Below are 22,968 nucleotides of genomic sequence, written 5' to 3'. Positions count from 1 at the left end.
GCCCGGCGACGGCCGGCCTGGTCCACGTCCCCCGGTCATGCGCCGCCCCGGCGGGCCTGCTCCGGCCGCGCCGCCGGTGCGACCCACCGGCCCCGAGACCGGCGCCCCGCGCCGGGCCGCCGACGGTCCCTGGCCCGGCGGCCCCGAAACCGCCGCCCCGCGCCGGCCCGCCGACGGTCCCTGGCCCGGCGTGCCCGAGGCGCCCCGGCCGCCCGATGCGCCGTACCGCCGCCGCGCGGACGGACCGACCGGCCAGCAGCCGCCGGTCGCCGGCACCCGCGTCCCACCCGGCCCGCCGCCGCCGTCCGGCCGGGTACCCGCCGACCTGGGCCGGCCGCCCGTCGACGGCGACACCCGCGTACCACCGACCCCTCGCGGTCGGCACGGCGCCGGGCCGGAGGGCCCGCATCCGGCCGGAGGCGACCCGGCGATGCCGCCGGCCCCGGTCGGACGACGAGCCCGGCCGGACGACACCGCCGGCATCCAGCCGGTCTCCGGTGGGGCCCGCCGGGCCCGCGCCGAGGACACCGGAGCCGTCCAGGCGGTCCCCGGTGGAGCGCGCCCGGCGCGGCCCGACGACGTGGCCCCCGGCACCCGGCCGGTCTCGGGGGCGGGCCGCCGGACCCGTTCCGACGATGTTCCACCAGGCACCCGGCCGGTCTCCGGCGCGGGCCGTCGCGCCGCGCCGGAAGGCGGCGTGCCCGGCGGGCCGGCCGGTCGCGCCGTTCCGGACGCCGCTCCCGTCTCTGGTGGCGGGCGACGCGCGCGGCGCGAGGAGCCCACGGCCGGTCACCACGTTCCCGCACCCGCGCCGGGTGCCGGCCGGCGGGCCGCCCAGGACCGAGCCCCGGTCGTGCCGCGCAGCGGAAACGCGCCGGACCTGCCGGGCGCGCCGGTGTCCGGCGGTCCGACGACCGGCCCGACCCCGCCGGCCGCCCGTCGTGGCACGCCCGGCGGCCGGAGCGCCGCACCCGAGGCACCAGGCGGCCGGAGCGCCGCACCCGAGGCACCAGGCGGCCGGAATGCCGCACCCGAGGCACCCACCGGCCGGAATGCCGCACCCGACGTGTCCCGTGGCCGGGATGCCGCACCCGACGTGTCCCGCAGCCGGGGCGCCGTGCCGGAGGCGCCCGGCGGCCGGGCCGGCGTCGCCGTCCCGCCGGTGCGTCCCGAGCCGGGCTCCCGGCGACCCGGGCAGTCCGGTCCCGGTGCGCCGGAGCATGCCGAACCGGCCGGCCCGGCGCGCCGCCCCGACCAGTCCGGTCCGGTCGTGCCGTCGGCCCGCCCCCAGCCGTCCGATCCGGGACCGGCCCGGCCCGCCCCGGCCCGAGGCGCGGCCCGCCCCGGTGTCCCGCCCGTTGCCGGTGGCGGTCCGGCCGGGCCGGGTCCGCGCGGCGACCGTGAGCGCACCGGCGGGATTCCGGTGGGCGGTGGACCTCCCGGTGGCGCTCCGGTCGCCCCCGGCCCGCGCGGCGACGGCGAGCGCACCGGCGGTATCCCGATCGGTGGCGGGCGACCCGGTGGTGCTCCGGCCGGTGGCGACGGGCGTGGGGTGGCCCGCCCCGACGACACCCTCCGGCCCGGTGCCGCGCCTCGTCCGCCGGTGGCCCCCGGCGCGCGGGGACCGTCGGGCGACGGCCCGGTGCCGCCCGGTGCGCCGGTGACCGCCCGCGCGGCGGCGGGTGTGGCCCGTCCGGTGGCGCCGGACGAGCGGACCGCCGCCCGGGCGACACCACCGGGAGCGGACCCGGACCGGCCCGGACCGGGCAACGCGGTGGCGGCCCGGGCGGCTGTGGCCGTACCCCCGGGGGAGCCGGCGGGACCACGGCCCGGCGCGGTCGGCGCACCGCGGCCCGGCGGTCCCGGCGCGGACGACAGCGGTGCGGAGGCCGGGGGCCTGCGCGGCGCCCGGTCCGAGCTGCGCCGGCAGATGCGCGAGCGCAGCCGGCTTCGGCTGGGCATCCTCGCCCTGGTCAGCCTCGTGCTACTGGGGGCGGTGCCGCTCTACTTCGGCATTCGCACGCTCAGCCACGATCCGGTCTTCGACACCCTCGACGAGCTCAAGGTGCCCGGCTGGGCGCAGAGCAACACGGTGGACAACGTCAGCGGCAGCCGCTGGTGCCTGCAGGACTGCCGCCTGCGGGAACGCTCCGTCGAATCGGAACAGGGGTGGAAGGAGACGGTGGCGGTCTACGAAAAGGCGCTGGCCGGCGACGGGTGGCGGCGCTGGAAGGTCGACCGTTGCCCGGACGAGAAGGTCCCGGGTAGCTACACCTGCTGGCGTCGGGACGAGCTCACGCTCGACCTGTGGGTACGCGACCGCACCTGCACGCCCCCGCCGGTCGACGGTGCGCCCGCGCCGTCCGCGCCGGCCGAGCCCGCAGCGGCGGACTGCACCGGCTCGTTGGTGTCGGTGAAGGTGCGTAACGCGATCGACGACGAGCGCACCGGGCCGACGCCGACCACCGACCCGTCACTCACCGGCGAGGATCCGTATCCGACCCTGACCGACGACCCGCTGGGCGAGGCGACCCCCTCACCGTCGTGAGCCGACTTTCATCACGGACGGTAGGGTCTGGGGCTGGCACGCCCGTCCGCGCCCGGTGACCGGGTCGGCGTGGCGCGAAGTGGGTAGGTACGGTCGCGCGTTCCGGGGCGTCGGGTTCCGGGACACTGCTTGAGGAGGACTTACGCGTGAGTGGTGGAGAGATCGCTGCGCTGATCGCGGCCGGCGCGTTCCTGATGCTGGTGCTCGTGCTGGCGGTGCCGATCCTGCGGCTGCGGCACACCGTGGACGCGACGACCCGCATGATCACCGACGTGAACGAGCGCACCACGCCGCTGCTCGGTGACGTGAACACCACGGTGAAGAACGTCAACGTGGCGCTGGAGCAGGTGCAGACCTCGCTGGACGGGGTGAACCTCCAGCTCGCCAAGGTGGACACCATGACCAGCCACGCGCAGAACGTCACCGCGAACGTGGCGAACCTGGCCACGGTGGTCTCCGCCGCCGCCGCGAACCCGCTGGTCAAGGTGGCCGCGTTCGGGTACGGCGTGCGCCGGGCCGCCTCCGCCCGCCGGCACGCCGAGACCGAGCGCGAGGTGCGCGACACGATCAAGCAGCAGCGTCGCGCCGCCAAGCGCGGCAACCGCTGACCCCGACCGGCGTACGCGGGAAGGATGAGAACATGAGGCGGTTGTTCTGGCTGGGCATCGGGCTGGCCGTGGGCGTCCTGGTGGTGCGTAAGGCCACCCGGACGGCGCAGGCGTACACCCCGGCCGGCATCGCCAGCGGGCTGTCCGAGTCCGCCGGCGGTCTGGTCGAGTCGGTCCGGGCGTTCATGGACGACGTCCGGGTCGGCATGGCCGAGCGTGAGCAGGAGATCCACGAGGCCTTCGCCCGCGGCGAGGTGTACGACGACCAGTTCGCCGAGCTGCGGGAGGACCCGCGCATCGGTGATCGAGAGATTTTCCCGGAGGACCACCAGCGATGAAGACGGCGGAGATCAAGCGGCGGTTCCTCGCCCACTTCGAGGCGAACGGGCACACCGTGGTGCCGTCCGCTCCGCTGCCCGCCATCAGCGACCCGAACCTGCTGTTCATCAACGCGGGCATGGTGCAGTTCGTGCCCTACTTCCTGGGCCAGCAGACCCCGCCGTACGCGCGGGCGACGAGCGTGCAGAAGTGCATCCGTACGCCGGACATCGACGAGGTCGGCAAGACCAGCCGGCACGGCACGTTCTTCCAGATGAACGGCAACTTCTCCTTCGGTGACTACTTCAAGTCCGGGGCGATCCCGCTCGCCTGGGACCTGGCCACCAAGCCGGTCGAGGCGGGCGGCTTCGGGCTGGACCCGGAGCGGATCTGGGCGACCGTCTACCTGGACGACGACGAGGCGTACGACATCTGGCGGGCCACCGGCGTGCCGGCCGAGCGGATCGTGCGCCGGGGCAAGGCCGACAACTTCTGGTCGATGGGCATCCCCGGCCCGTGCGGCCCGTGCTCCGAGCTGTACTACGACCGCGGCCCGGCCTACGGCCGCGAGGGCGGGCCGGAGGTCGACGAGGACCGCTACCTGGAGTTCTGGAACCTCGTCTTCATGCAGTTCGAGCGGGGTCCGGGCACCGGCAAGGAGGACTTCCCGATCCTCGGTGACCTGCCGGCGAAGAACATCGACACCGGCATGGGCCTGGAGCGGATGGCCTCGCTGCTGCAGGGCGTGGACAACCTCTACGAGATCGACGAGGTCCGGCCGATCCTGGACAGGGCCGCCGAGCTGACCGGCAAGCGCTACGGCGCGCACTCCGGCCAGGCGGCCAACCAGTCGCACCCGGACGACGTGCGGCTGCGGGTGATCGCCGACCACGTGCGCACCTCGCTGATGCTCATCGGCGACGGGGTGACCCCGTCGAACGAGGGCCGTGGTTACGTGCTGCGGCGGATCATGCGCCGGGCGATCCGGGCGGTGCGGCTGCTGGGCTACGCCGACCGGGCTCTGCCCGAGCTGCTGCCGGTGGCCCGTGACTGCATGGCGCCGTCGTACCCGGAGCTGGCCGAGGACTTCGGCCGGATCTCCCAGTACGCGTACGCCGAGGAGGACGCGTTCCTGGCCACGCTGCGCGCCGGCACCACGATCCTGGACACCGCCATCGCCGAGACCAAGTCGGCCGGCAAGGCGGCGCTCTCCGGTGACAAGGCGTTCCAGCTGCACGACACGTACGGCTTCCCGATCGACCTGACCCTGGAGATCGCGGCCGAGCAGGGCTTGCAGGTCGACGCGGAGGGCTTCCGCCGGCTGATGGCCGACCAGCGCAGCCGGGCCAAGGCCGACGCGCAGGCGCGCAAGACCGGGCACACGGACGTGTCGGCGTACCGGTCGGTGCTCGACGGCGGCGGGCCGGTGGAGTTCACCGGCTACACCGAGCTGAGCCGGGAGTCGCGGGTGCGCGCGCTGCTGTCCGGCGGTGCCACGGTGGCGGCGGCTGCCGAGGGCGACACGATCGAGCTGGTGCTCGACACCACCCCGTTCTACGCCGAGGGCGGCGGGCAGCAGCCCGACCAGGGCCTCATCACCGTCGGCGGCGGCCAGGTCGAGGTCTTCGACGTGCAGCAGCCGGTGCCCGGCCTGATCGTGCACCGGGCGAAGGTGGTGCGCGGCGAGGTGCGGGCCGGGGAGACCGGGTACGCCGAGATCGATGCGTCCCGCCGCCGGGCGATCTCCCGTTCGCACACGGCGACGCACCTGGTGCACCAGACGATGCGTAACTTCCTCGGCGAGTCGGCGACCCAGGCGGGTTCGCTCAACGCGCCGGGCCGGCTGCGGTTCGACTTCAACACCCCGACGGGTGTGGCGCCGAGCGTGCTGCACGACGTCGAGCAGCAGGTCAACGAGGTGCTGCTGGCCGACCTGGAGGTGCACGCGTTCGTCACCAGCCAGGAGGAGGCCCGCCGGATCGGGGCGATGGCCCTGTTCGGTGAGAAGTACGGCGAGCGGGTCCGGGTCGTCGAGGTCGGCGACTACGCCCGTGAGCTGTGCGGCGGCACGCACGTGGCCCGCTCCGCCCAGCTCGGCCTGGTGAAGATCCTCTCCGAGGCGTCTGTGGGTTCCGGGGTCCGCCGGATCGAGGCGCTCGTCGGCATGGACGCGTTCGGCTTCCTGGCCCGTGAGCACCTGCTGGTGTCCCGGCTGGCGGAGCTGTTCCGGGTGCCGGGGGAGCAGGTGGCCGACCGGGTGGAGCAGACGGTCACCCAGTTGCGCGACGCGGAGAAGGAACTGGAGAAGCTGCGCGCCCAGCTCGTGCTCGGCGGCGCCGGCGCGCTCGCGGCGCAGGCGAAGGACGTGCGCGGGGTCGCGTACGTCGGGACCGAGGCGCCGGAGGGCGCGGCCGCGAACGACGTGCGGACCCTCGCCCAGGAGATCCGGGGCCGGATCGACGCGGCCCGCCCGGCGGTGGTCGCGGTGGCGGCCCGGGCCAACGGCAAGGCGTCGCTGGTGGTGGCCGTCAACCAGGCCGCCCGGGGGCGGAACCTGAGCGCGAAGGACCTGGTCAAGGCGGCGTTCTCCGGCCGGGGCGGCGGCAGCGACGACCTGGCCCAGGGCGGCGGCCTGCCCGCGGCGGAGGCGCCGAACCTGCTGGTCACCGTCGAGCGGGCGGTCGCCGACGCGGCATGAGCGAACGCACCGAGCGGAGCGAGGGCCGTGAGGGCATGCCCAGCCGGCACGGCATGAGCGCACGGATGTACGCCAGGGCGGACCACCCGGTCCGCCCTGGCCCGTATCGGCGGGGAGGTGTCCGTCAGTGACCGAGCTGTCCCGAGGTGTCCGGCTGGGTGTCGACGTCGGCCAGGTGCGGGTGGGGGTGGCCCGCTGTGATCCGCACGGCATCCTCGCCACGCCCCTGGTCACGCTGGCCCGTGATCTGACGGCGGAACCGGACGCGGTGCCCGGCGACATGGCCGAGCTGGTCCGGCTCGCCGCCGAGCACGAGGCGGTGGGGATCGTGGTCGGGCTGCCGGTCAATCTCGCCGGGAAGCACGGACCCGCGGCGGCGAACGTATCGGCATATGCCAGCCGTTTGGCTGATGTGATGCGGCCGATTCCGGTGACGCTGACGGACGAGAGGATGTCTACCGTCGTCGCGAGTCGTAGGCTTGCCGAACGGGGCGTCCGGGGAAAGCGCCAACGGGCGGTGGTCGACCAGGCTGCCGCGGTGGAGATTCTGCAGAGCTGGCTGGACGCACAGCGGAGGCGGACGCAATGATCGACGATCTTGATCTGGGGTTCGACGAGCCGGACAGGGGGGAGAAGGGCCGGCACCGGCGCGGCGCGGTGCGCCGGCGTCAGGGCAAGTCCGGCGGCGGCCGGGGCAAGACCCTTCTCGCCCTCGCGCTCGCTCTGGTCCTGCTGGGTGGCATCGGCGGCGGCGCGTTCTACGGCTTCGACCGGGTCCAGAACTACTTCGTCACGCCCGACTACGACGGCTCCGGCACCGGCGAGGTGACGGTCGAGATCAAGCAGGGCGCGCTGATCGCCGACATGGCCGACGCGCTCGTCGCGGCCGACGTGGTGAAGAGCACCAAGGCGTTCATCGAGGCCGCCGAGGAGAACTCGCGCAGCAAGAACATCCAGCCCGGCACCTACAAGCTGCGCAAGCAGATGAGCGGTGACGCGGCGGTCGTGGCGCTGCTGGACCTCAAGAACAAGATCGTCAACGGGATCACCATCCCCGAGGGGCTCACCGCGAAGACGGTCTACAAGCGGCTGTCCGAGAAGACCGACATCCCGGTCAAGGACTTCGAGGCCGCCGCGAAGGACCCGGAGGCGCTCGGCGTACCGGACTGGTGGTTCAAGCGCTCCGACGGCAAGAAGGCCAAGCCGTCGGTCGAGGGCTTCCTGTTCCCCGACACCTACGAGATCCCGCCGAAGGCCACCGCCGAGACGGTGCTCAAGCTGATGGTGGACAACTTCCTCACCGTCACCGGGAACCTGAAGTTCGCCGAGAACGTGCAGGCGAACCGCGGCGGCATCAGCCCGTACGAGGTACTGACCGTGGCGTCGCTCGCCCAAGCCGAGGCGGGCAACAAGGACGACCTCGGCAAGATCGCCCGCGTCGCCTACAACCGGGCCTACAGCGGCAACTTCCCCTGCAACTGTCTGCAGTTCGACGTTTCGGTCAACTACTACTGGGAGCTGACCGGCAAGCCGACGAAGGCGTCGAAGGACATGCGCAGAGAGGAACTGTACGACGAGAAGAACCCGTACAGCACCCACGCCCGCCCGGGTCTGCCCCCGACCCCCATCAACAACCCGGGGAAGCAGGCCCTGGAGGGGGCGCTGAGCCCGCCGGACGGCAAGTGGCTCTTCTTCGTCGCCATCGACAGGCAGGGACACTCGGCCTTCGCGACGACAAACGCCGAGCATGAGCGCAACATCGAGAAGGCCAAGGAGAACGGCGTTCTCTAGGCACGACGTCACCCGGGAGACAGAGGCAGTGCACATTTCGGCTCCCCGTCGTGCCGCTGTGGTCGGCAGGCCGATCGCCCACTCGCTGTCCCCGGTGATCCACACCGCCGGGTACGCGGCGGCCGGGCTGACCGGCTGGTCGTACACCCGGATCGAAGCCGGCGCCGACGAGCTGCCCGGCCTGGTCGCGGGCCTCGGCCCGGAGTGGGCCGGCCTGTCGGTGACCATGCCGGGCAAGGAGGCGGCGCTCGCGCTCGCCGACGAGGTCTCGCCGGTCGCCGCCGCCGTCGGCGCCGCCAACACGCTGGTACGCCGGCCCGACGGCACCTGGTACGCGGACAACACCGACGTCACCGGCATGGTCGAGGTGCTCACCGGCGCCGGCTGCGTGGCCGGGGCGGTCGTCACCGTGCTCGGCGCGGGTGGCACGGCCCGGGCCGCGATCGCGGCGGCGGCCCGGATCGGGGCGGCCGAGGTGACAGTGGTGGCCCGCCGCCCGGAGGCGGTCGACGAGCTGCGCCCGGTCGCGGCGGCGGCCGGTGTGCCGCTGGCGGGCGCGGAGTGGGACGGGGCGCCGGCGCACGCCCGCGCCGACGTGGTGATCTCCACGGTGCCGAAGGGCGTCGCCGACCCCCTGGCCGACAACTTCGACTGGCGGCCGGAGTCCGTCTTCTTCGACGTGGTCTACGACCCGTGGCCGACGCCGCTCGCCGCGGCGGCGCTCGCCGCCGGCTGCCGGGTGGTCTCCGGGCTGGACCTGCTGCTGGCCCAGGCGTTCGGTCAGTTCGAGCAGTTCACCGGCGTCCCCGCTCCACGGGCCGCGATGCGCGCCGCGCTTGCGGTGTAAGGAAGGGCCCCTTCTTAACGCCTCCGGTAGAGGAAGGGTCCCCTGTTAACACCTCACGCCGCCCGGTGGGAGACCAGCGCGCGGAGGTGGCCTGTCCGCAGGGCGGGACGCGGCGGGCGGCGTACGCCGGCGACCACCGGACGTGACACACTGACCGTCGTGTTGCGCTGGCTGACTGCAGGTGAATCGCACGGACCCGCCCTCGTCGCGATGCTGGAGGGCGTACCCGCCGGCATCGAGGTGACCACCGGGGAGATCTCCGGCGAGCTGGCCCGGCGCCGGCTCGGGTACGGCCGGGGCGCCCGGATGTCGTTCGAGCAGGACGAGGTCGAGATCATCGGCGGGCTCCGGCACGGCGTCACGCTGGGCAGCCCGGTGGCGATCCGGGTCGGCAACTCCGAGTGGCCGAAGTGGCGCACCGTGATGGCCGCCGACCCGGTCGACCCGGAGGAGCTGGCGAGCCAGGCCCGCAACGCGCCGCTGACCCGCCCTCGCCCCGGTCACGCCGACCTGGCCGGCATGCAGAAGTACGGGCACACCGACGCCCGGCCGATCCTGGAGCGCGCCAGCGCCCGGGAGACGGCCGCCCGGGTCGCGGTGGGCACCGTCGCCAAGGCGCTGGTGCGGCAGGCGCTCGGCGTGGAGATCGTCTCGCACGTGGTCGAGCTGGGCCCGGTGGCGGTCAAGCCAGGGCTGCGCCCCACGCCGGAGGACGCCGCGCGCATCGACGCCGACCCGCTGCGCTGCCTCGACGCCGAGGCCAGCGCCCGGATGGTCGCCGAGGTCGACGCCGCGAAGAAGGCCGCCGACACACTCGGCGGCGTGGTCGAGGTGCTCGCGTACGGGGTGCCGCCGGGTCTGGGCAGCCACGTGCAGTGGGACCGCAAGCTCGACGCCCGCCTGGCCACCGCGCTCATGTCTATCCAGGCGATCAAGGGTGTGGAGATCGGTGACGGGTGGCAGCAGGCGCGCTCGCGCGGCTCCGAGGCGCACGACGAGATCGTGCCCACCGCCACCGGGGTACGGCGGATCACCGACCGGGCCGGCGGCCTGGAGGGCGGCATCACCACCGGTGAGCCGCTGCGGGTGAAGGCGGCCATGAAGCCGATCTCGTCGCTGAACCGGGCCCTCGCCACGATCGACGTGACCACCGGCGAGCCGGCCACCGCGATCAACCAGCGTTCCGACGTGTGCGCGGTGCCGGCCGCCGCGGTGGTGGCCGAGGCGATGGTCGCGCTGGTGCTGGCCGAGGCGGCGGTGGAGAAGTTCGGCGGCGACTCGGTCGCCGAGATGCGCCGCAACCTGGCCGGTTACCTCGACAGCCTGGTGATTCGGTGAGCGCGAGGAACGCAGCGCAGCGGAGTCCCGCAGTCGCGAACGAAAGGTGGCAACGGTGAGCACCCGGCCGGTCTGCGTGCTGGTCGGTGCGCCCGGCTCCGGCAAGACCACAGTCGGCACGGCGCTCGCCGAGGCGCTCGGCGTCGGCTTCCGGGACACCGACGCCGACATCGAGAACCTCGCCGGCAAGCCCATCCCGGAGATCTTCGTGGACGAGGGGGAGGAGCACTTCCGTACCCTCGAACGGGCCGCCGTGGCGGCGGCGCTCGCGTCGCACGCGGGCGTGCTCGCGCTCGGCGGCGGCGCGGTCCTGGCCGAGGAGAACCGGGCCGCGCTGATCGGCCACACGGTGGTGCACCTGTCGGTGGAGCTGCCGGACGCGCTCAAGCGGGTCGGTCTGGGCGCCGGCCGGCCGCTGCTCGCGCTGAACCCGCGCGCCACGCTCAAGCACCTGATGGACCAGCGCCGCCCGCTCTACGCCGAGGTGGCGACCGCGACTGTGGTCACCGACGGGCGTACCCCGCAGGAGCTGGCGGCGGAGATCGCCGCGCTGCTCAAGCCCTGACCCGCACGGCCGCGACCGGCGCGGACCGCGCGGCGCGGCGGCGCCGGGCCGGTTCGGGCCGCCAGGTGGCGAGCAGCGCCAGCGCCAGCGCGATCTCGGCCAGGTCGCCGAGGTAGTACATGAGCGTGGCCCCGGCCCGCAGCTCGGCGGCGGTGGCGGGCACGTCCACGAACAGCCCGGCGTAGAGCAACTGGGCGATGGTGGCGTGCGCCGCGACCCCGAACCCGATCACCACAAGCCGCACCGGTACGCGGGGACGGTGCGGTCCCGGGTCCGGCCCGGCGATCGACCAGGCGAACAGGCAGCCGCTGAGCAGGAAGTGCAGGTTCACCAGCGTGTGCAGGGCCGGGTTGTCCAGCGTGGCCCGGTACAGCGGGGTGAGGTAGAGCAGCCAGAGCCCGCCCGCGGTGAGCAGGAGCCAGGTCACCGGGTGGCCGAGCACCCGCGCGACCGGGTGCCGCAGCAGGTGGACCAGGGCCCGGCCGGTACGCCGGTCCAGCGTGCGCAGCAGCAGCGTGACGGGGGCGGCGAGCACCAGCGCCAGCGGCGCGAGCATGCCGATCAGCAGGTGCTGCCACATGTGCCCGACGAAGTCACCGGCCGGCCAGAGCAGCCCCGCCACCAGCAGCAACGTGCCCAGCCCGAAGCTCGCCGTGCGGGCGTGCGGCCAGCCCGGTCCGCCCGGGGCGCGCAGGCGCAACGCGGCGGCCAGGTACGCCCAGAACAGCACCAGCGGCAGCAGCGCGACGGCCGGGAAGCCGCCGTCGGCGTGCCCGGCGTGGGCCGGGATCACCGCCGCTCCGGCGCGCAGAGGTCCACGTCGCGGGCCCGGCGCTGGATCGCCCAGCCCGCCGCGATCAGCACCACGCCGAGGGCGAGGAACCCGAGGTCCCACCAGAGCTGGTTCGGACCGCCGCGGACGTGGTGGATGCCGAGCAGGTGGTGGTCGACGACGCCCTCGACCAGGTTGAACAGGCCCCAGCCGATCAGCGCCCAGCCCCACAGCATGGGCGAGCGCCACAGCCGGCCCCGCGAGGTGGTGACCCGGGCGTAGAGCAGGGCCAGGCCGGTCAGCACCGCGACCCAGGTGACCACGTGGAACAGCCCGTCCCAGAGCGTGTTCATCTGCAACCCGGCCACGGTGTCGACCGGGTACTCGCGGATGCCGGCCCGGTCGCTGCCGGTGCTGCTGAGCATGTGGTGCCACTGGAGGACCTGGTGCAGGACGATGCCGTCGACGAAGCCGCCCAGCCCGACGCCGAGGATGGTGGCGGGCAGCCGGATGCTCGTCGCGGACTCCGGTCGGGTCGCGGGTGCCGTCGTCTCGCTCATTCCGGCCGCCCTACCCGGCGTGCGGCCGGGCAAACACCCAGCCAGTGGACAGTCGCCCCGCGAGGGCGGCGCGCTGGACTAGGCTGCCCGCGATGGACGAGGTGACCCGGATCCCGGTCGGCGGCGAGCGGCCGTACGACGTGCTCGTGGGACGTGACCTGCTGGACCCGCCGCCGGCGCTGCTACCCGGCGCCGAGCGGGTGGCCTTCCTGCACTCGCCGCCGCTCAAGGCGCTGGCCGACCGGCTCGCCGCCGGCGTCCGCGAGGCCGGCGTGACTCCGCTGCTCATCGAGGTGCCGGACGCGGAGGCGGGCAAGCACGTCGACGTGGCGGCGGCCTGCTGGGATCGGCTCGGCGAGGCCGGGTTCACCCGTACCGACGCGGTGGTCGGGGTGGGCGGCGGCGCGGTCACCGACCTGGCCGGTTTCGTCGCGGCCACCTGGCTGCGCGGGGTGCGCTGGGTGCCGGTCGCCACGTCGCTGCTCGGCATGGTCGACGCCGCCGTGGGCGGCAAGACCGGCATCAACACCGCCGCCGGCAAGAACCTGGTCGGCGCGTTCCACCCGCCGGCCGGCGTGCTGGCCGACCTGGCGACGCTGGACAGCCTGCCCCCGGCCGACCTGGCGGCCGGGATGGCCGAGGTGGTCAAGTGCGGCTTCATCGCCGACCCGGTCATCCTCGACCTGGTCGAGCGGGATCCGGCCGCCGCGCTGGACCCGGCCGGGCCGGTGCTGCGGGAACTGGTCGAGCGCGCGGTCCGCGTGAAGGCCGGCGTGGTCGGCGGGGACCTGCGCGAATCCGGGGTACGCGAGGTGCTCAACTACGGGCACACGCTGGCGCACGCGATCGAGAAGGTGGAGGGGTACCGCTGGCGGCACGGTCACGCCGTGGCGGTCGGCCTGGTGTACGCCGCCACGCTGGCCCGGCTCGCAGGCCGCCTCGACGCGGCCGACGCCGAGCGGCACCGCCGGGTGCTGACCGCGCTCGGCCTGCCCACCGGCTACCGGGCCGACGCCTGGCCGGAGCTGCTGGCGGCGATGCGGGTGGACAAGAAGGCCCGGGGGAGCCGGCTGCGGTTCGTGGTGCTCGACGGGCTCGCCCGCCCGGCGATCCTGGAGGCACCGCCGGACGACCTGCTCGCCGCCGCGTACGCGGAGATCAGCTCGTGAGGGTGTACGTGCTCAACGGGCCGAACCTGGGCCGGCTCGGCACCCGCCAGGTCGACGTGTACGGGGTGACCAGCTACGCCCAGCTCGTGGCCGACTGCGAGCGGCATGGCCGGGAGCTGGGCCTGGACGTGGTGGTCCGGCAGACCGACGCCGAGCACGAGATGCTGGCCTGGCTGCACGAGGCGGCCGACGAGGCGGCGGCGGTGGTGCTCAACCCGGCCGCCTGGTCGCACTACTCGATCGCGGTGCGGGACGCCTGCGCCATGCTGCGCGGCCCGCTGGTCGAGGTGCACATCTCCAACATCCACGCCCGGGAGGAGTTCCGGCACCACTCGGTGGTCTCCGCCGTGGCCACCGGCGTGATCTGCGGCCTGGGCGTGGACGGCTACCGGCTGGCACTGCACCACCTGGCCGCCCGGCTCGCCGCGGGTGCCTGAGCCCCTCAGTTCCGTGGCGCGAGTCCGATTCGACAGAGCGAGTAGACTTGGACGGTCTGTCCGCCAATTGATGATCAAGGCAGGAAATGGCCACCACCAACGACCTGAAGAACGGCCTGGTACTCAACCTGGACGGCGAGCTGTGGGCCGTCGTCGAGTTCCAGCACGTCAAGCCCGGTAAGGGTGGTGCCTTCGTGCGCACCACGCTGAAGAACGTGCTGTCCGGCAAGGTGGTCGACAAGACCTTCAACGCGGGCACCAAGGTCGAGACCGCGACCGTGGACAAGCGCACCATGCAGTACCTGTACGCCGACGGCGAGGACTACGTCTTCATGGATCTGGAGACGTTCGACCAGATCACCGTCATGGGCGGCGTCGTCGGCGAGGCCGCCAACTACCTCCTCCCCGAGGCCGAGGCGACGGTCGCCACCCACGAGGGTGTGCCGCTGTACATCGAGCTGCCGACCTCGGTCGTGCTGGAGGTCACCTACACCGAGCCGGGCCTGCAGGGCGACCGGTCGACCGGCGGCAACAAGCCGGCCACCGTCGAGACCGGCGCGACGGTGCAGGTGCCGCTGTTCATCACCACCGGTGAGAAGATCAAGGTCGACACCCGCGACGGCCGTTACCTCGGCCGATCCTGATGGCCGAGGGTCCCAAGCAGCAGATGCCGGCGCGCCGTAAGGCGCGCAAGCGGGCGCTGGACGTGCTCTTCGAGGCCGACCTGCGGGACCGCCCGCCGGTCGAGGTGCTCGCCGGTTACCTGCAACGGATCGAGCAGCCGCGCCCTGACCACCTCGGCTACGCGATCGGGCTGGTCGAGGGCGTGGCGGCGCACCTCGACCGGATCGACGAGACGATCGCCAGCTACGCCGAGGGGTGGACGCTGGAGCGCATGCCGGTGGTCGACCGCAACCTGGCCCGGATCGCCGTGTACGAGCTGCTCTACGTCGACGAGATCGACGACGCGGTGGCGATCAGCGAGGCCGTGGAGCTGGCCCGGCAGATGTCGACAGACGACTCGCCCCGCTTTCTCAACGGCATCCTCGGCCGGATCGCCGAGTACGCCACGCGCTGACGCGTGCCGGATCGACGAAGGGCCCGTGCCAGGCGGCACGGGCCCTTCTCGTCGTACGGGGGTGTCAGGAGGCGAAGAACGCCCGCGGGTCGGCGACCAGCACGCCGTGCTCGGTCAGCCGCTCGATCAGGCCCGACGGCGAGGCGTCGTAGACGATCGCGAGGGCGCGCAGGTCGTCGGCGCGGATCGAGAGCACGCGGCCGTTGTAGTCACCGCGCTGCTGCTGGATGGCACGCGCGTACCGGGCCACGTACGCGAGGTCCTCGGAGGCCTCGTCGTAGAGCCGCTCCAGGTCCAGCACGATCTTGCTGGTGGGCTCGTGACGCACCCCGCTGCCGTCGGGCAGCAGCTCCGAGACGGGAACGCGGTAGAAGTCGGCCAGCTCCGCCAGGCGGGACACGGTGACGGCGCGGTCGCCGCGCTCGTACGAGCCGACCACCACGGCCTTCCACCGCCCGTTCGACTTCTCCTCCACCCCCTGCAGGGACAGACCCTGCTGCTGGCGGATGGAGCGCAGGCGGGCGCCCAGCGACTTGGCGTATTCAGAGGGCATTCGGACACTCCCAGTGCTGTTCGGGTTCTCCGAGCTATCGCTACGGAGCGTGACGGTACGGGGATTGCGACAAGTGGTCAAGTGTTGCCGTCCACCGGGTCCCGCACCCCTGTGTGGCTTGTCCCCATTTCTCCGGGCTGACCAGCAGGTCAGTACCGGCGGCGGGCAGCCCGGTGACCGCTGGTAACGTGGCGTGAAGCCCCGGTCCGGGCCCGCGCGGGCCGGCCGGAGCCGACCAGACGTCCTTTAACGACCCGTCCCGTGAGGCGGGGAAGGAGGTCCGCCGTGGCCTACCCACCGGCTGCCCACTCGTCGCCGCCGCGACAACCCTCGGTGAAGGTGATCCTCGCCGCAGCGGACGTTTCGCGGGTGGTCGACCGCATCGCCCACCAGATCCTGGAGAAGACCCAGGGCGCCGCCGACACCGTGCTGCTCGGCATCCCCACCCGGGGCGTGCCGCTGGCCCACCGCCTCGCGGCCCGGATCAGCACCTTCGAGGACGTCACAGTCCCGGTCGGCGTGCTCGACATCACGCTCTACCGCGACGACCTGCGCCGGCACGCCACCCGCGCGGTCGGCCCGACCGACCTGCCGCCCGGCGGGATCGACGGCAAGCGGGTGATCCTCGTCGACGACGTGCTGTTCTCCGGCCGCACCGTGCGGGCCGCGCTGGACGCGCTCAGCGACGTGGGCCGCCCGGCGTCAGTGCAGCTCGCGGTCCTGGTCGACCGCGGCCACCGCCAGCTGCCGATCCGCGCCGACTACGTCGGCAAGAACATCCCCACCGCGCTGGCCGAGAACGTCAAGGTCACCCTCGCCGAGACCGACGGCACGGACGAGGTCAAGTTGTACGGGGGGTCACTGTGAGCGCGAGGAGTGCAGCGAAGCGGAGCCCCGCAGTCGCGAACGAAAGGCGGCTCTGCGCATGATCCGGCACCTGCTCTCCGGCGCCGACCTGGACGCCGGCACCGCCACTCTGGTCCTGGACACCGCCGCGGAGATGGCGACGGTGGCCGGGCGTGAGGTCAAGAAGCTGCCCGCGCTGCGCGGGCGCACCGTGGTCAACCTCTTCTACGAGGACTCCACCCGGACCCGGATCTCGTTCGAGGCGGCGGCCAAGCGGCTCAGCGCCGACGTGATCAACTTCTCCGCCAAGGGCTCCAGCGTGGCCAAGGGGGAGAGCCTGAAGGACACCGCGCTCACGCTCCAGGCGATGGGCGCGGACGCGGTGGTCGTCCGGCACCCCGCCTCCGGCGCCCCGCACCGGCTCGCCGAGTGGGTCGACGGCTCGGTGGTAAACGCCGGTGACGGCACCCACGAGCACCCCACGCAGGCGCTGCTCGACGCGTACACGATGCGGTCCCGGCTGGGCCGGCTCGACGGCCTGCACGTGGCGATCGTCGGCGACGTGCTGCACTCCCGGGTGGCCCGCTCCAACGTGCTGCTGCTGTCCACGCTCGGCGCGAAGGTCACCCTGGTCGGCCCGCCCACGCTCATCCCGGTCGACATCGCCGCCGCCCTGGCCCCCGGTACCGACGTCTGTTACGACCTCGACGCCGTTCTCCCAGATGTGGACGTGGTGATGATGCTGCGGGTGCAGCGTGAGCGGATGGGTGACTCCTACTTCCCGTCGGCCCGCGAGTACGCCCGCCGCTACGGGCTCGACGGGCCGCGCATGCGCCGGCTGCCCGGGCACGCGATCGTCATGCACCCCGGCCCGATGAACCGGGGCATGGAGATCACGCCCGAGGTGGCCGACTCGCCCCGCTCCACCATCGTCGAACAGGTCGCCAACGGGGTCTCCGTGCGGATGGCCGTGCTCTACCTGCTGCTCGGAGGGAACAACCGGTGACCGCGTACCTCATCACAGGCGTCAGCATCGTCGGCGGCGAGCCGACCGACCTGCTCATCCGCGACGGCGTGGTGGCCGCCGTCGGCGACGCACCCACCACCGACGACGCCACGGTCATCGACGCGACCGGCCTGGTCGCGCTGCCCGGCCTGGTCGACCTGCACACCCACCTGCGCGAGCCCGGCCGGGAGGACGCCGAGACTGTCGAGTCCGGCTCCCGGGCGGCGGCGCTCGGCGGCTACACGGCGGTGTGCGCGATGGCGAACACCTCGCCGGTCGCCGACACCGCGGGCGTGGTGGAGCAGGTCTGGCGGCTCGGCCGCGAGGCCGGCCTGGTCGACGTGCAGCCGATCGGCGCGGTCACCGTCGGGCTGGCCGGCGAGCGCCTGGCCGAGCTGGGCGCGATGGCCGACTCGGCCGCCGGGGTGCGGATCTTCTCCGACGACGGGCACTGCGTGTCCGACCCGCGGCTGATGCGCCGCGCGTTGGAGTACGTCAAGGCGTTCGACGGCGTGATCGCCCAGCACGCCGAGGAGCCCCGGCTGACCGAGGGCGCGCAGATGCACGAGGGCGAGGTGTCCACCCGCCTCGGCCTGACCGGCTGGCCGGCCGTCGCCGAGGAGGCGATCATCGCCCGGGACGTGCTGCTGGCCGAGCACGTCGGCAGCCGCCTGCACGTCTGCCACGTCTCCACCGCCGGCAGCGTCGAGGTGCTGCGCCAGGCCAAGGCGCGCGGGGTACGCGTCACCGCCGAGGTGACGCCGCACCACCTGCTGCTCACGGACGCCAAGGCGGAGAGCTACGACCCGGTCTTCAAGGTCAACCCGCCGCTGCGTACCGCCGCCGACATCGCCGCGCTGCGCGACGCGCTGGCCGAGGGCGTGATCGACATCATCGCCACCGACCACGCGCCGCACGCCGTGGAGGACAAGGAGTGCGAGTGGGCGTACGCCCGGCCGGGCATGGTCGGCCTGGAGACGGCGCTGTCCATCGCGCTCGACGTGTTCGGTCCCCGCTGGGACCTGATCGCCGAGCGGATGTCCCGCACACCGGCCCGGATCGCCGGGCTGACCGGGCACGGCCTCGACCCGGCGCCCGGCGTACCGGCCAACCTGACCCTCGTCGACCCGGCCGCCCGGCGCGTCATCGAACCGGCGGAGCTGGCCAGTCGCAGTCGCAACACCCCGTACGCCCGCATGACGCTGCCGGGTCGCATCGTGGCGACCTTCCTGCGCGGCGAGGCGACGGTCCTGGACGGAAAGGCTGTTAAGTGAAGAGACGTCCTGCGATCCTCGTCTTGGAGGACGGGCGCACGTTCCACGGCGAGGCGTACGGCAGCGTCGGGGAGACCTTCGGCGAGGCGGTCTTCAACACCGGCATGACCGGCTACCAGGAGACGCTCACCGACCCCTCCTACCACCGGCAGGTGGTGGTGCAGACCGCGCCGCACATCGGCAACACCGGCGTCAACGGCTCCGACGACGAGTCCGACCGGATCTGGGTGGCCGGGTACGTGGTGCGCGACCCGGCCCGGATCAGCTCGAACTGGCGGGCCACCGGCGGCCTGGAGGACCGGCTCGCCGCCGAGGGCGTGGTCGGCATCAGCGGGGTGGACACCCGGGCGCTGACCCGGCACCTGCGTGAGCGCGGCGCGATGCGGGTCGGCATCTCCAGCGTCGAGGACGACCCGGCCGCCCTGCTGGAGCGGGTACGCCGTTCGCCGCAGATGGTCGGCGCGAACCTGTCCGACGAGGTGACCACCGCCAAGCCGTACGTGGTGCAGGCGCAGGGCGAGCACCGGTTCACGGTGGCCGCCGTGGACCTGGGCATCAAGCGCAACGTGCCGCGCCGGCTCGCCGCCCGCGGCGTCACCACCCACGTGCTGCCCGCCGGGTCGACGATCGAGGACCTGCTCGCCACCGGCGCGGACGCGGTCTTCTTCTCGCCCGGCCCGGGCGACCCGGCGACCGCCGACGGCCCGGTGGCGCTGGCCCGGGAGGTGCTGGCCCGGCGGATCCCGCTGTTCGGCATCTGCTTCGGCAGCCAGATCCTCGGCCGGGCGCTCGGCTTCGGCACCTACAAGCTGGGGTACGGCCACCGTGGCATCAACCAGCCGGTGCTCGACCGGGCCACCGGCAAGGTCGAGGTGACGAGCCACAACCACGGCTTCGCGGTGCAGGTGCCCGGTGCCGGGGACGGCGCCGTGGTGCCGGATCAGGTGATCCAGACCGAGTTCGGCGGTGTCCAGGTGTCACACGTCTGCCTCAATGACAACGTGGTCGAGGGGCTGCGGGCCGTGGACGTGCCCGCCTTCACCGTCCAGTACCACCCGGAGGCGGCGGCCGGCCCGCACGACGCGGACTACCTCTTCGACCGTTTCGCCGAGTTGATCGAAGGCCGTGGCTTCGACCGGCAGCAGAGTGAAGGCGGCAAGAATGCCTAAGCGGACCGACCTCAAGCACGTCCTGGTGATCGGCTCCGGGCCGATCGTGATCGGACAGGCCTGCGAGTTCGACTACTCCGGCACTCAGGCCTGCCGGGTGCTGCGCAGCGAGGGGATCCGGGTCAGCCTGGTCAACTCGAACCCGGCGACGATCATGACGGACCCGGAGTTCGCCGACGCCACGTACGTCGAGCCGATCACGCGTGAGTTCGTCGAGCTGGTCATCGCCAAGGAGCGCCCGGACGCGCTGCTGCCGACGCTCGGCGGGCAGACCGCGCTGAACACCGCCGTCGCCCTGCACGAGGCGGGCGTGCTGGAGAAGTACGGCGTCGAGCTGATCGGCGCGAACATCGAGGCGATCAACCGGGGCGAGGACCGGCAGCTGTTCAAGGAGATCGTCGCGAAGGCCGGCGTACGGCTGGGCCTGGAGGACCCGTCGGCGCTGGTGCCGCGTTCGCGGGTCTGCCACTCGATGGACGAGGTCCGCGAGACGGTCGCCGACCTGGGCCTGCCGGTGGTCATCCGGCCGTCGTTCACCATGGGCGGCCTCGGTTCCGGCATGGCGCACACCGACGAGGACCTGGAGCGCATCGCCGGTTCCGGCCTGGCGGCCAGCCCGGTGCACGAGGTGCTCATCGAGGAGAGCGTGCTCGGCTGGAAGGAGTACGAGCTCGAACTGATGCGCGACCGCCACGACAACGTGGTGGTGGTCTGCTCGATCGAGAACGTCGACCCGATGGGTGTGCACACCGGTGACAGCGTCACCGTCGCGCCGTCGATGACGCTCACCGACCGGGAGTACCAGCGGCTGCGTGACCTCGGCATCGCGGTGCTGCGCGAGGTCGGTGTGGACACCGGCGGCTGCAACATCCAGTTCGCGGTGAACCCGGCCGACGGCCGGATCGTCGTGATCGAGATGAACCCGCGCGTGTCGCGCTCCTCGGCGCTGGCGTCGAAGGCCACCGGCTTCCCGATCGCGAAGATCGCCGCGAAGCTCGCCATCGGCTACACGCTGGACGAGATCCCCAACGACATCACGCTCAAGACGCCCGCCGCGTTCGAGCCGACGCTCGACTACGTGGTGGTGAAGATCCCCCGGTTCGCGTTCGAGAAGTTCCCCGGCGCGGACCCGGAGCTGACCACCACGATGAAGTCGGTGGGCGAGGCGATGAGCCTGGGCCGCAACTTCACCGAGGCGCTGAACAAGGCGATGCGCTCGATGGAAACCAAGGCGTCCGGTTTCTGGACCACTCCGGATCCGGAGGGCGCGACGAAGGAGAACACCCTCGCCGCGCTGCGCGTGCCGCACGACGGCCGGCTCTACACGGTCGAGCGGGCGCTGCGTCTCGGCGCGTCGATCGCCGAGGTGTCCGAGGCGTCCGGCGGCATGGACCCGTGGTTCCTGGACCAGATCGCCTCGCTGGTCGAGCTGCGCGCCGAGATCGTGGACGCGCCGGTGCTCGACGCCGCGCTGCTGCGCCGGGCCAAGCGGGCCGGGTTGTCCGACCGGCAGCTCGCCGCGCTGCGTCCGGAGCTGGCCGCCGAGGACGGCGTCCGCACGCTGCGGCACCGGCTCGGCGTCCGGCCGGTCTACAAGACGGTGGACACCTGCGCGGCCGAGTTCGAGGCGACCACGCCGTACCACTACTCGACGTACGACTCGGAGACCGAGGTGGCGCCCTCGGCCCGGCCCAAGGTGCTCATCCTGGGCTCCGGGCCGAACCGGATCGGGCAGGGCATCGAGTTCGACTACTCGTGCGTGCACGCGGTACAAGCGCTCCGGGACGTGGACTACGAGACCGTCATGGTCAACTGCAACCCGGAGACCGTCTCCACCGACTACGACACCGCCGACCGACTCTACTTCGAGCCGCTGACGTTCGAGGACGTGCTGGAGGTCTGGCACGCCGAGGACTCCTCCGGCAAGGAGGCGGGCGGGCCCGGCGTCATCGGGGTGATCGTGCAGCTCGGCGGTCAGACCCCGCTCGGCCTGGCCCAGCGGCTCAAGAACGCCGGGGTGCCGATCGTCGGCACCTCGCCGGAGTCGATCCACCTGGCCGAGGAGCGCGGCGCGTTCGGCGCGGTGCTGGCCCGGGCCGGCCTGCGCGCGCCCGCGCACGGCATGGCCACCTCGTACGACGAGGCGAAGGCGATCGCCGACGAGATCGGGTACCCGGTGCTGGTCCGCCCCTCGTACGTGCTCGGCGGGCGCGGCATGGAGATCGTGTACGACGACGCCACGCTGCGTGACTACATCGGCCGGGCCACAGCGATCTCGCCGGACCGCCCGGTGCTGGTGGACCGGTTCCTGGACGACGCCATCGAGATCGACGTGGACGCGCTCGTGGACGCCGACGGCGACGTCTACCTGGGCGGCGTGATGGAGCACATCGAGGAGGCCGGCATCCACTCCGGCGACTCGTCCTGCGCGCTGCCGCCGATCACCCTGGCCGGTTCGCACCTGGCCCAGGTGCGGCACTACACCGAGCAGATCGCCCGCGGCGTCGGGGTGCGCGGCCTGCTCAACGTCCAGTACGCGTTGCAGGGCGACATGCTCTACGTGCTGGAGGCCAACCCGCGCGCCTCCCGGACCGTACCGTTCGTCTCGAAGGCCACCGCGGTGCCGCTGGCGAAGGCGGCGGCCCGGATCGCGCTCGGCGCCACCATCGCGCAGCTGCGCGCCGAGGGGATGCTGCCGCCGGCCGGCGACGGCGGCACCATGCCGGCCGACGCGCCGATCGCGGTCAAGGAGGCGGTGCTGCCGTTCAAGCGGTTCCGCACCCCGTCCGGCAAGGGCATCGACGTGCTGCTCGGCCCGGAGATGAAGTCCACCGGCGAGGTGATGGGCATCGACACCGGCTTCGGGCAGGCGTTCGCCAAGTCGCAGGCCGCCGCGTACGGGTCGCTGCCGACCGCCGGGAAGATCTTCGTCTCGGTCGCCAACCGGGACAAGCGCGGCATGATCTTCCCGATCAAGCGCCTGGCCGACCTGGGCTTCGAGATCGTGGCCACCACCGGCACGGCCGAGGTGCTGCGCCGGCACGGCATCGCCTGCGAGCAGATCCGCAAGCACTACGAGTCGGGTGAGGGCGCGGACGCGGTCTCGCTGATCCTCGGCGGCGACGTGGCGCTGGTGGTGAACACGCCGCAGGGCTCCGGCGCGAGCGCCCGTTCCGACGGGTACGAGATCCGCAGCGCGGCGGTGAGCGTGGACATCCCGTGCGTCACCACGGTGCCCGGCGCCGCCGCCGCCGTCATGGGCATCGAGGCCCGCATCCGGGGTGACCTGAAGGTCCGCCCGCTGCAGGACCTGCACGCCGCCCTGCGGGCGGGCGAGTGACAGCGCGCCTTCACGCGCCGATCATGAGGTTGGCGGCGATGTGGATCTCCA

General features: G+C 73.1%; 21 protein-coding genes. 18 read left to right on the top strand and 3 right to left on the bottom strand.

Annotated features, from left to right (window positions below):
* The first annotated feature begins 1,930 nt into the window (after positions 1 to 1,930).
* From AB0B20_RS08235 to AB0B20_RS08195, 9 genes are all read left to right on the top strand, one after another.
* Complete coding sequence (locus AB0B20_RS08235) at positions 1,931 to 2,548, top strand: hypothetical protein (RefSeq protein ID WP_357386590.1); 618 nt, start codon at positions 1,931 to 1,933, stop codon at positions 2,546 to 2,548.
* Between the two features lie 146 nt (positions 2,549 to 2,694).
* Positions 2,695 to 3,156, top strand: coding sequence for a DUF948 domain-containing protein (locus AB0B20_RS08230; protein ID WP_357386511.1), 462 nt, complete (start codon positions 2,695 to 2,697; stop codon positions 3,154 to 3,156).
* 32 nt (positions 3,157 to 3,188) lie between these two features.
* A complete protein-coding gene (locus AB0B20_RS08225) occupies positions 3,189 to 3,494 on the top strand; it encodes a DUF6167 family protein (protein WP_354866963.1) in 306 nt (101 codons plus the stop codon).
* Positions 3,491 to 6,172 (top strand): alanine--tRNA ligase, encoded by a 2,682-nt coding sequence (gene alaS / locus AB0B20_RS08220; protein WP_357386508.1) that lies wholly within the window; start codon positions 3,491 to 3,493, stop codon positions 6,170 to 6,172. Before AB0B20_RS08225 ends, alaS begins: the two co-directional genes overlap by 4 nt.
* Before the next feature lie 127 nt (positions 6,173 to 6,299).
* The gene (gene ruvX, locus AB0B20_RS08215) at positions 6,300 to 6,761 is read left to right on the top strand and encodes a Holliday junction resolvase RuvX (protein ID WP_194802882.1); all 462 of its coding nucleotides are present in this window, start codon (positions 6,300 to 6,302) and stop codon (positions 6,759 to 6,761) included.
* On the top strand, positions 6,758 to 7,963 hold the full coding sequence (mltG, locus tag AB0B20_RS08210) for an endolytic transglycosylase MltG (RefSeq protein WP_357386505.1): 1,206 nt from the start codon (positions 6,758 to 6,760) through the stop codon (positions 7,961 to 7,963). The genes ruvX and mltG overlap by 4 nt, the downstream gene beginning before the upstream one ends.
* Before the next feature lie 34 nt (positions 7,964 to 7,997).
* Positions 7,998 to 8,810, top strand: coding sequence for a shikimate dehydrogenase (locus AB0B20_RS08205; protein ID WP_357386588.1), 813 nt, complete (start codon positions 7,998 to 8,000; stop codon positions 8,808 to 8,810).
* A 159-nt stretch (positions 8,811 to 8,969) separates the two neighbouring features.
* On the top strand, positions 8,970 to 10,148 hold the full coding sequence (aroC, locus tag AB0B20_RS08200) for a chorismate synthase (protein WP_357386503.1): 1,179 nt from the start codon (positions 8,970 to 8,972) through the stop codon (positions 10,146 to 10,148).
* 55 nt (positions 10,149 to 10,203) lie between these two features.
* Positions 10,204 to 10,713 carry a shikimate kinase gene (locus tag AB0B20_RS08195; protein ID WP_091424298.1) on the top strand — a complete coding sequence of 170 codons (510 nt, stop codon included), beginning with the start codon at positions 10,204 to 10,206 and terminating at the stop codon, positions 10,711 to 10,713.
* Here the strand turns inward: AB0B20_RS08195 and AB0B20_RS08190 are convergent.
* Positions 10,703 to 11,506 (bottom strand): cytochrome c oxidase assembly protein, encoded by an 804-nt coding sequence (locus tag AB0B20_RS08190; RefSeq protein ID WP_357386501.1) that lies wholly within the window; start codon positions 11,504 to 11,506, stop codon positions 10,703 to 10,705. The two genes, AB0B20_RS08195 and AB0B20_RS08190, sit on opposite strands and share 11 nt — an antisense overlap.
* The gene (locus AB0B20_RS08185) at positions 11,503 to 12,045 is read right to left on the bottom strand and encodes a DUF2243 domain-containing protein (RefSeq protein ID WP_357386499.1); all 543 of its coding nucleotides are present in this window, start codon (positions 12,043 to 12,045) and stop codon (positions 11,503 to 11,505) included. The genes AB0B20_RS08190 and AB0B20_RS08185 overlap by 4 nt, the downstream gene beginning before the upstream one ends.
* A 92-nt stretch (positions 12,046 to 12,137) precedes the next feature.
* Here AB0B20_RS08185 and aroB point away from each other — a divergent pair, with 92 nt between their 5' ends.
* From aroB to nusB, 4 genes are all read left to right on the top strand, one after another.
* Positions 12,138 to 13,214 carry a 3-dehydroquinate synthase gene (gene aroB / locus AB0B20_RS08180; RefSeq protein WP_357386498.1) on the top strand — a complete coding sequence of 359 codons (1,077 nt, stop codon included), beginning with the start codon at positions 12,138 to 12,140 and terminating at the stop codon, positions 13,212 to 13,214.
* Entirely contained in the window at positions 13,211 to 13,651 is a 441-nt protein-coding gene (gene aroQ, locus AB0B20_RS08175) for a type II 3-dehydroquinate dehydratase (protein ID WP_013285502.1), read from the top strand. The genes aroB and aroQ overlap by 4 nt, the downstream gene beginning before the upstream one ends.
* Before the next feature lie 86 nt (positions 13,652 to 13,737).
* Complete coding sequence (gene efp / locus AB0B20_RS08170) at positions 13,738 to 14,295, top strand: elongation factor P (protein WP_357386495.1); 558 nt, start codon at positions 13,738 to 13,740, stop codon at positions 14,293 to 14,295.
* Positions 14,296 to 14,318: 23 nt separating this feature from the next.
* The gene (gene nusB, locus AB0B20_RS08165; RefSeq protein WP_357386586.1) at positions 14,319 to 14,729 is read left to right on the top strand and encodes a transcription antitermination factor NusB; all 411 of its coding nucleotides are present in this window, start codon (positions 14,319 to 14,321) and stop codon (positions 14,727 to 14,729) included.
* Between the two features lie 64 nt (positions 14,730 to 14,793).
* On the opposite strand, the gene AB0B20_RS08160 is transcribed toward nusB, so the two are convergent.
* A complete protein-coding gene (locus tag AB0B20_RS08160) occupies positions 14,794 to 15,282 on the bottom strand; it encodes a helix-turn-helix domain-containing protein (RefSeq protein WP_013285505.1) in 489 nt (162 codons plus the stop codon).
* A 285-nt stretch (positions 15,283 to 15,567) separates the two neighbouring features.
* Between AB0B20_RS08160 and pyrR the strand changes: the two genes are divergently transcribed.
* From pyrR to carB, 5 genes are read left to right on the top strand one after another with little or no spacing between them, the layout of a single operon-like run.
* Complete coding sequence (pyrR, locus tag AB0B20_RS08155; RefSeq protein ID WP_357386493.1) at positions 15,568 to 16,149, top strand: bifunctional pyr operon transcriptional regulator/uracil phosphoribosyltransferase PyrR; 582 nt, start codon at positions 15,568 to 15,570, stop codon at positions 16,147 to 16,149.
* A 58-nt stretch (positions 16,150 to 16,207) separates the two neighbouring features.
* Positions 16,208 to 17,134 carry an aspartate carbamoyltransferase catalytic subunit gene (locus tag AB0B20_RS08150; RefSeq protein ID WP_091424316.1) on the top strand — a complete coding sequence of 309 codons (927 nt, stop codon included), beginning with the start codon at positions 16,208 to 16,210 and terminating at the stop codon, positions 17,132 to 17,134.
* Entirely contained in the window at positions 17,131 to 18,408 is a 1,278-nt protein-coding gene (locus AB0B20_RS08145; RefSeq protein ID WP_357386491.1) for a dihydroorotase, read from the top strand. The genes AB0B20_RS08150 and AB0B20_RS08145 overlap by 4 nt, the downstream gene beginning before the upstream one ends.
* A complete protein-coding gene (gene carA, locus AB0B20_RS08140) occupies positions 18,405 to 19,577 on the top strand; it encodes a glutamine-hydrolyzing carbamoyl-phosphate synthase small subunit (protein ID WP_357469167.1) in 1,173 nt (390 codons plus the stop codon). The genes AB0B20_RS08145 and carA overlap by 4 nt, the downstream gene beginning before the upstream one ends.
* Positions 19,570 to 22,917 carry a carbamoyl-phosphate synthase large subunit gene (carB, locus tag AB0B20_RS08135; protein ID WP_357386487.1) on the top strand — a complete coding sequence of 1,116 codons (3,348 nt, stop codon included), beginning with the start codon at positions 19,570 to 19,572 and terminating at the stop codon, positions 22,915 to 22,917. The genes carA and carB overlap by 8 nt, the downstream gene beginning before the upstream one ends.
* Positions 22,918 to 22,968: the final 51 nt, after the last annotated feature.

The sequence above is a fragment of the Micromonospora sp. NPDC049151 genome (assembly GCF_040648395.1).
Classification (GTDB): domain Bacteria; phylum Actinomycetota; class Actinomycetes; order Mycobacteriales; family Micromonosporaceae; genus Micromonospora.
The sequence above is the reverse complement of the archived record's forward strand: the minus strand, read 5'-3'. Positions and strand labels throughout refer to the sequence as shown.

What these genes read in the sequence shown, in the direction of transcription:
- carB (WP_357386487.1), top strand. Translation starts at nt 19,570, where the DNA reads ATGCCTAAGCGGACCGACCTCAAGCACGTCCTGGTGATCGGCTCCGGG.
- AB0B20_RS08225 (WP_354866963.1), top strand. Translation starts at nt 3,189, where the DNA reads ATGAGGCGGTTGTTCTGGCTGGGCATCGGGCTGGCCGTGGGCGTCCTG.
- AB0B20_RS08150 (WP_091424316.1), top strand. Translation starts at nt 16,208, where the DNA reads ATGATCCGGCACCTGCTCTCCGGCGCCGACCTGGACGCCGGCACCGCC.
- aroB (WP_357386498.1), top strand. Translation starts at nt 12,138, where the DNA reads ATGGACGAGGTGACCCGGATCCCGGTCGGCGGCGAGCGGCCGTACGAC.
- AB0B20_RS08185 (WP_357386499.1), bottom strand. Translation starts at nt 12,045, where the DNA reads ATGAGCGAGACGACGGCACCCGCGACCCGACCGGAGTCCGCGACGAGC.
- AB0B20_RS08235 (WP_357386590.1), top strand. Translation starts at nt 1,931, where the DNA reads ATGCGCGAGCGCAGCCGGCTTCGGCTGGGCATCCTCGCCCTGGTCAGC.
- efp (WP_357386495.1), top strand. Translation starts at nt 13,738, where the DNA reads ATGGCCACCACCAACGACCTGAAGAACGGCCTGGTACTCAACCTGGAC.
- alaS (WP_357386508.1), top strand. Translation starts at nt 3,491, where the DNA reads ATGAAGACGGCGGAGATCAAGCGGCGGTTCCTCGCCCACTTCGAGGCG.
- mltG (WP_357386505.1), top strand. Translation starts at nt 6,758, where the DNA reads ATGATCGACGATCTTGATCTGGGGTTCGACGAGCCGGACAGGGGGGAG.
- AB0B20_RS08160 (WP_013285505.1), bottom strand. Translation starts at nt 15,282, where the DNA reads ATGCCCTCTGAATACGCCAAGTCGCTGGGCGCCCGCCTGCGCTCCATC.
- nusB (WP_357386586.1), top strand. Translation starts at nt 14,319, where the DNA reads ATGCCGGCGCGCCGTAAGGCGCGCAAGCGGGCGCTGGACGTGCTCTTC.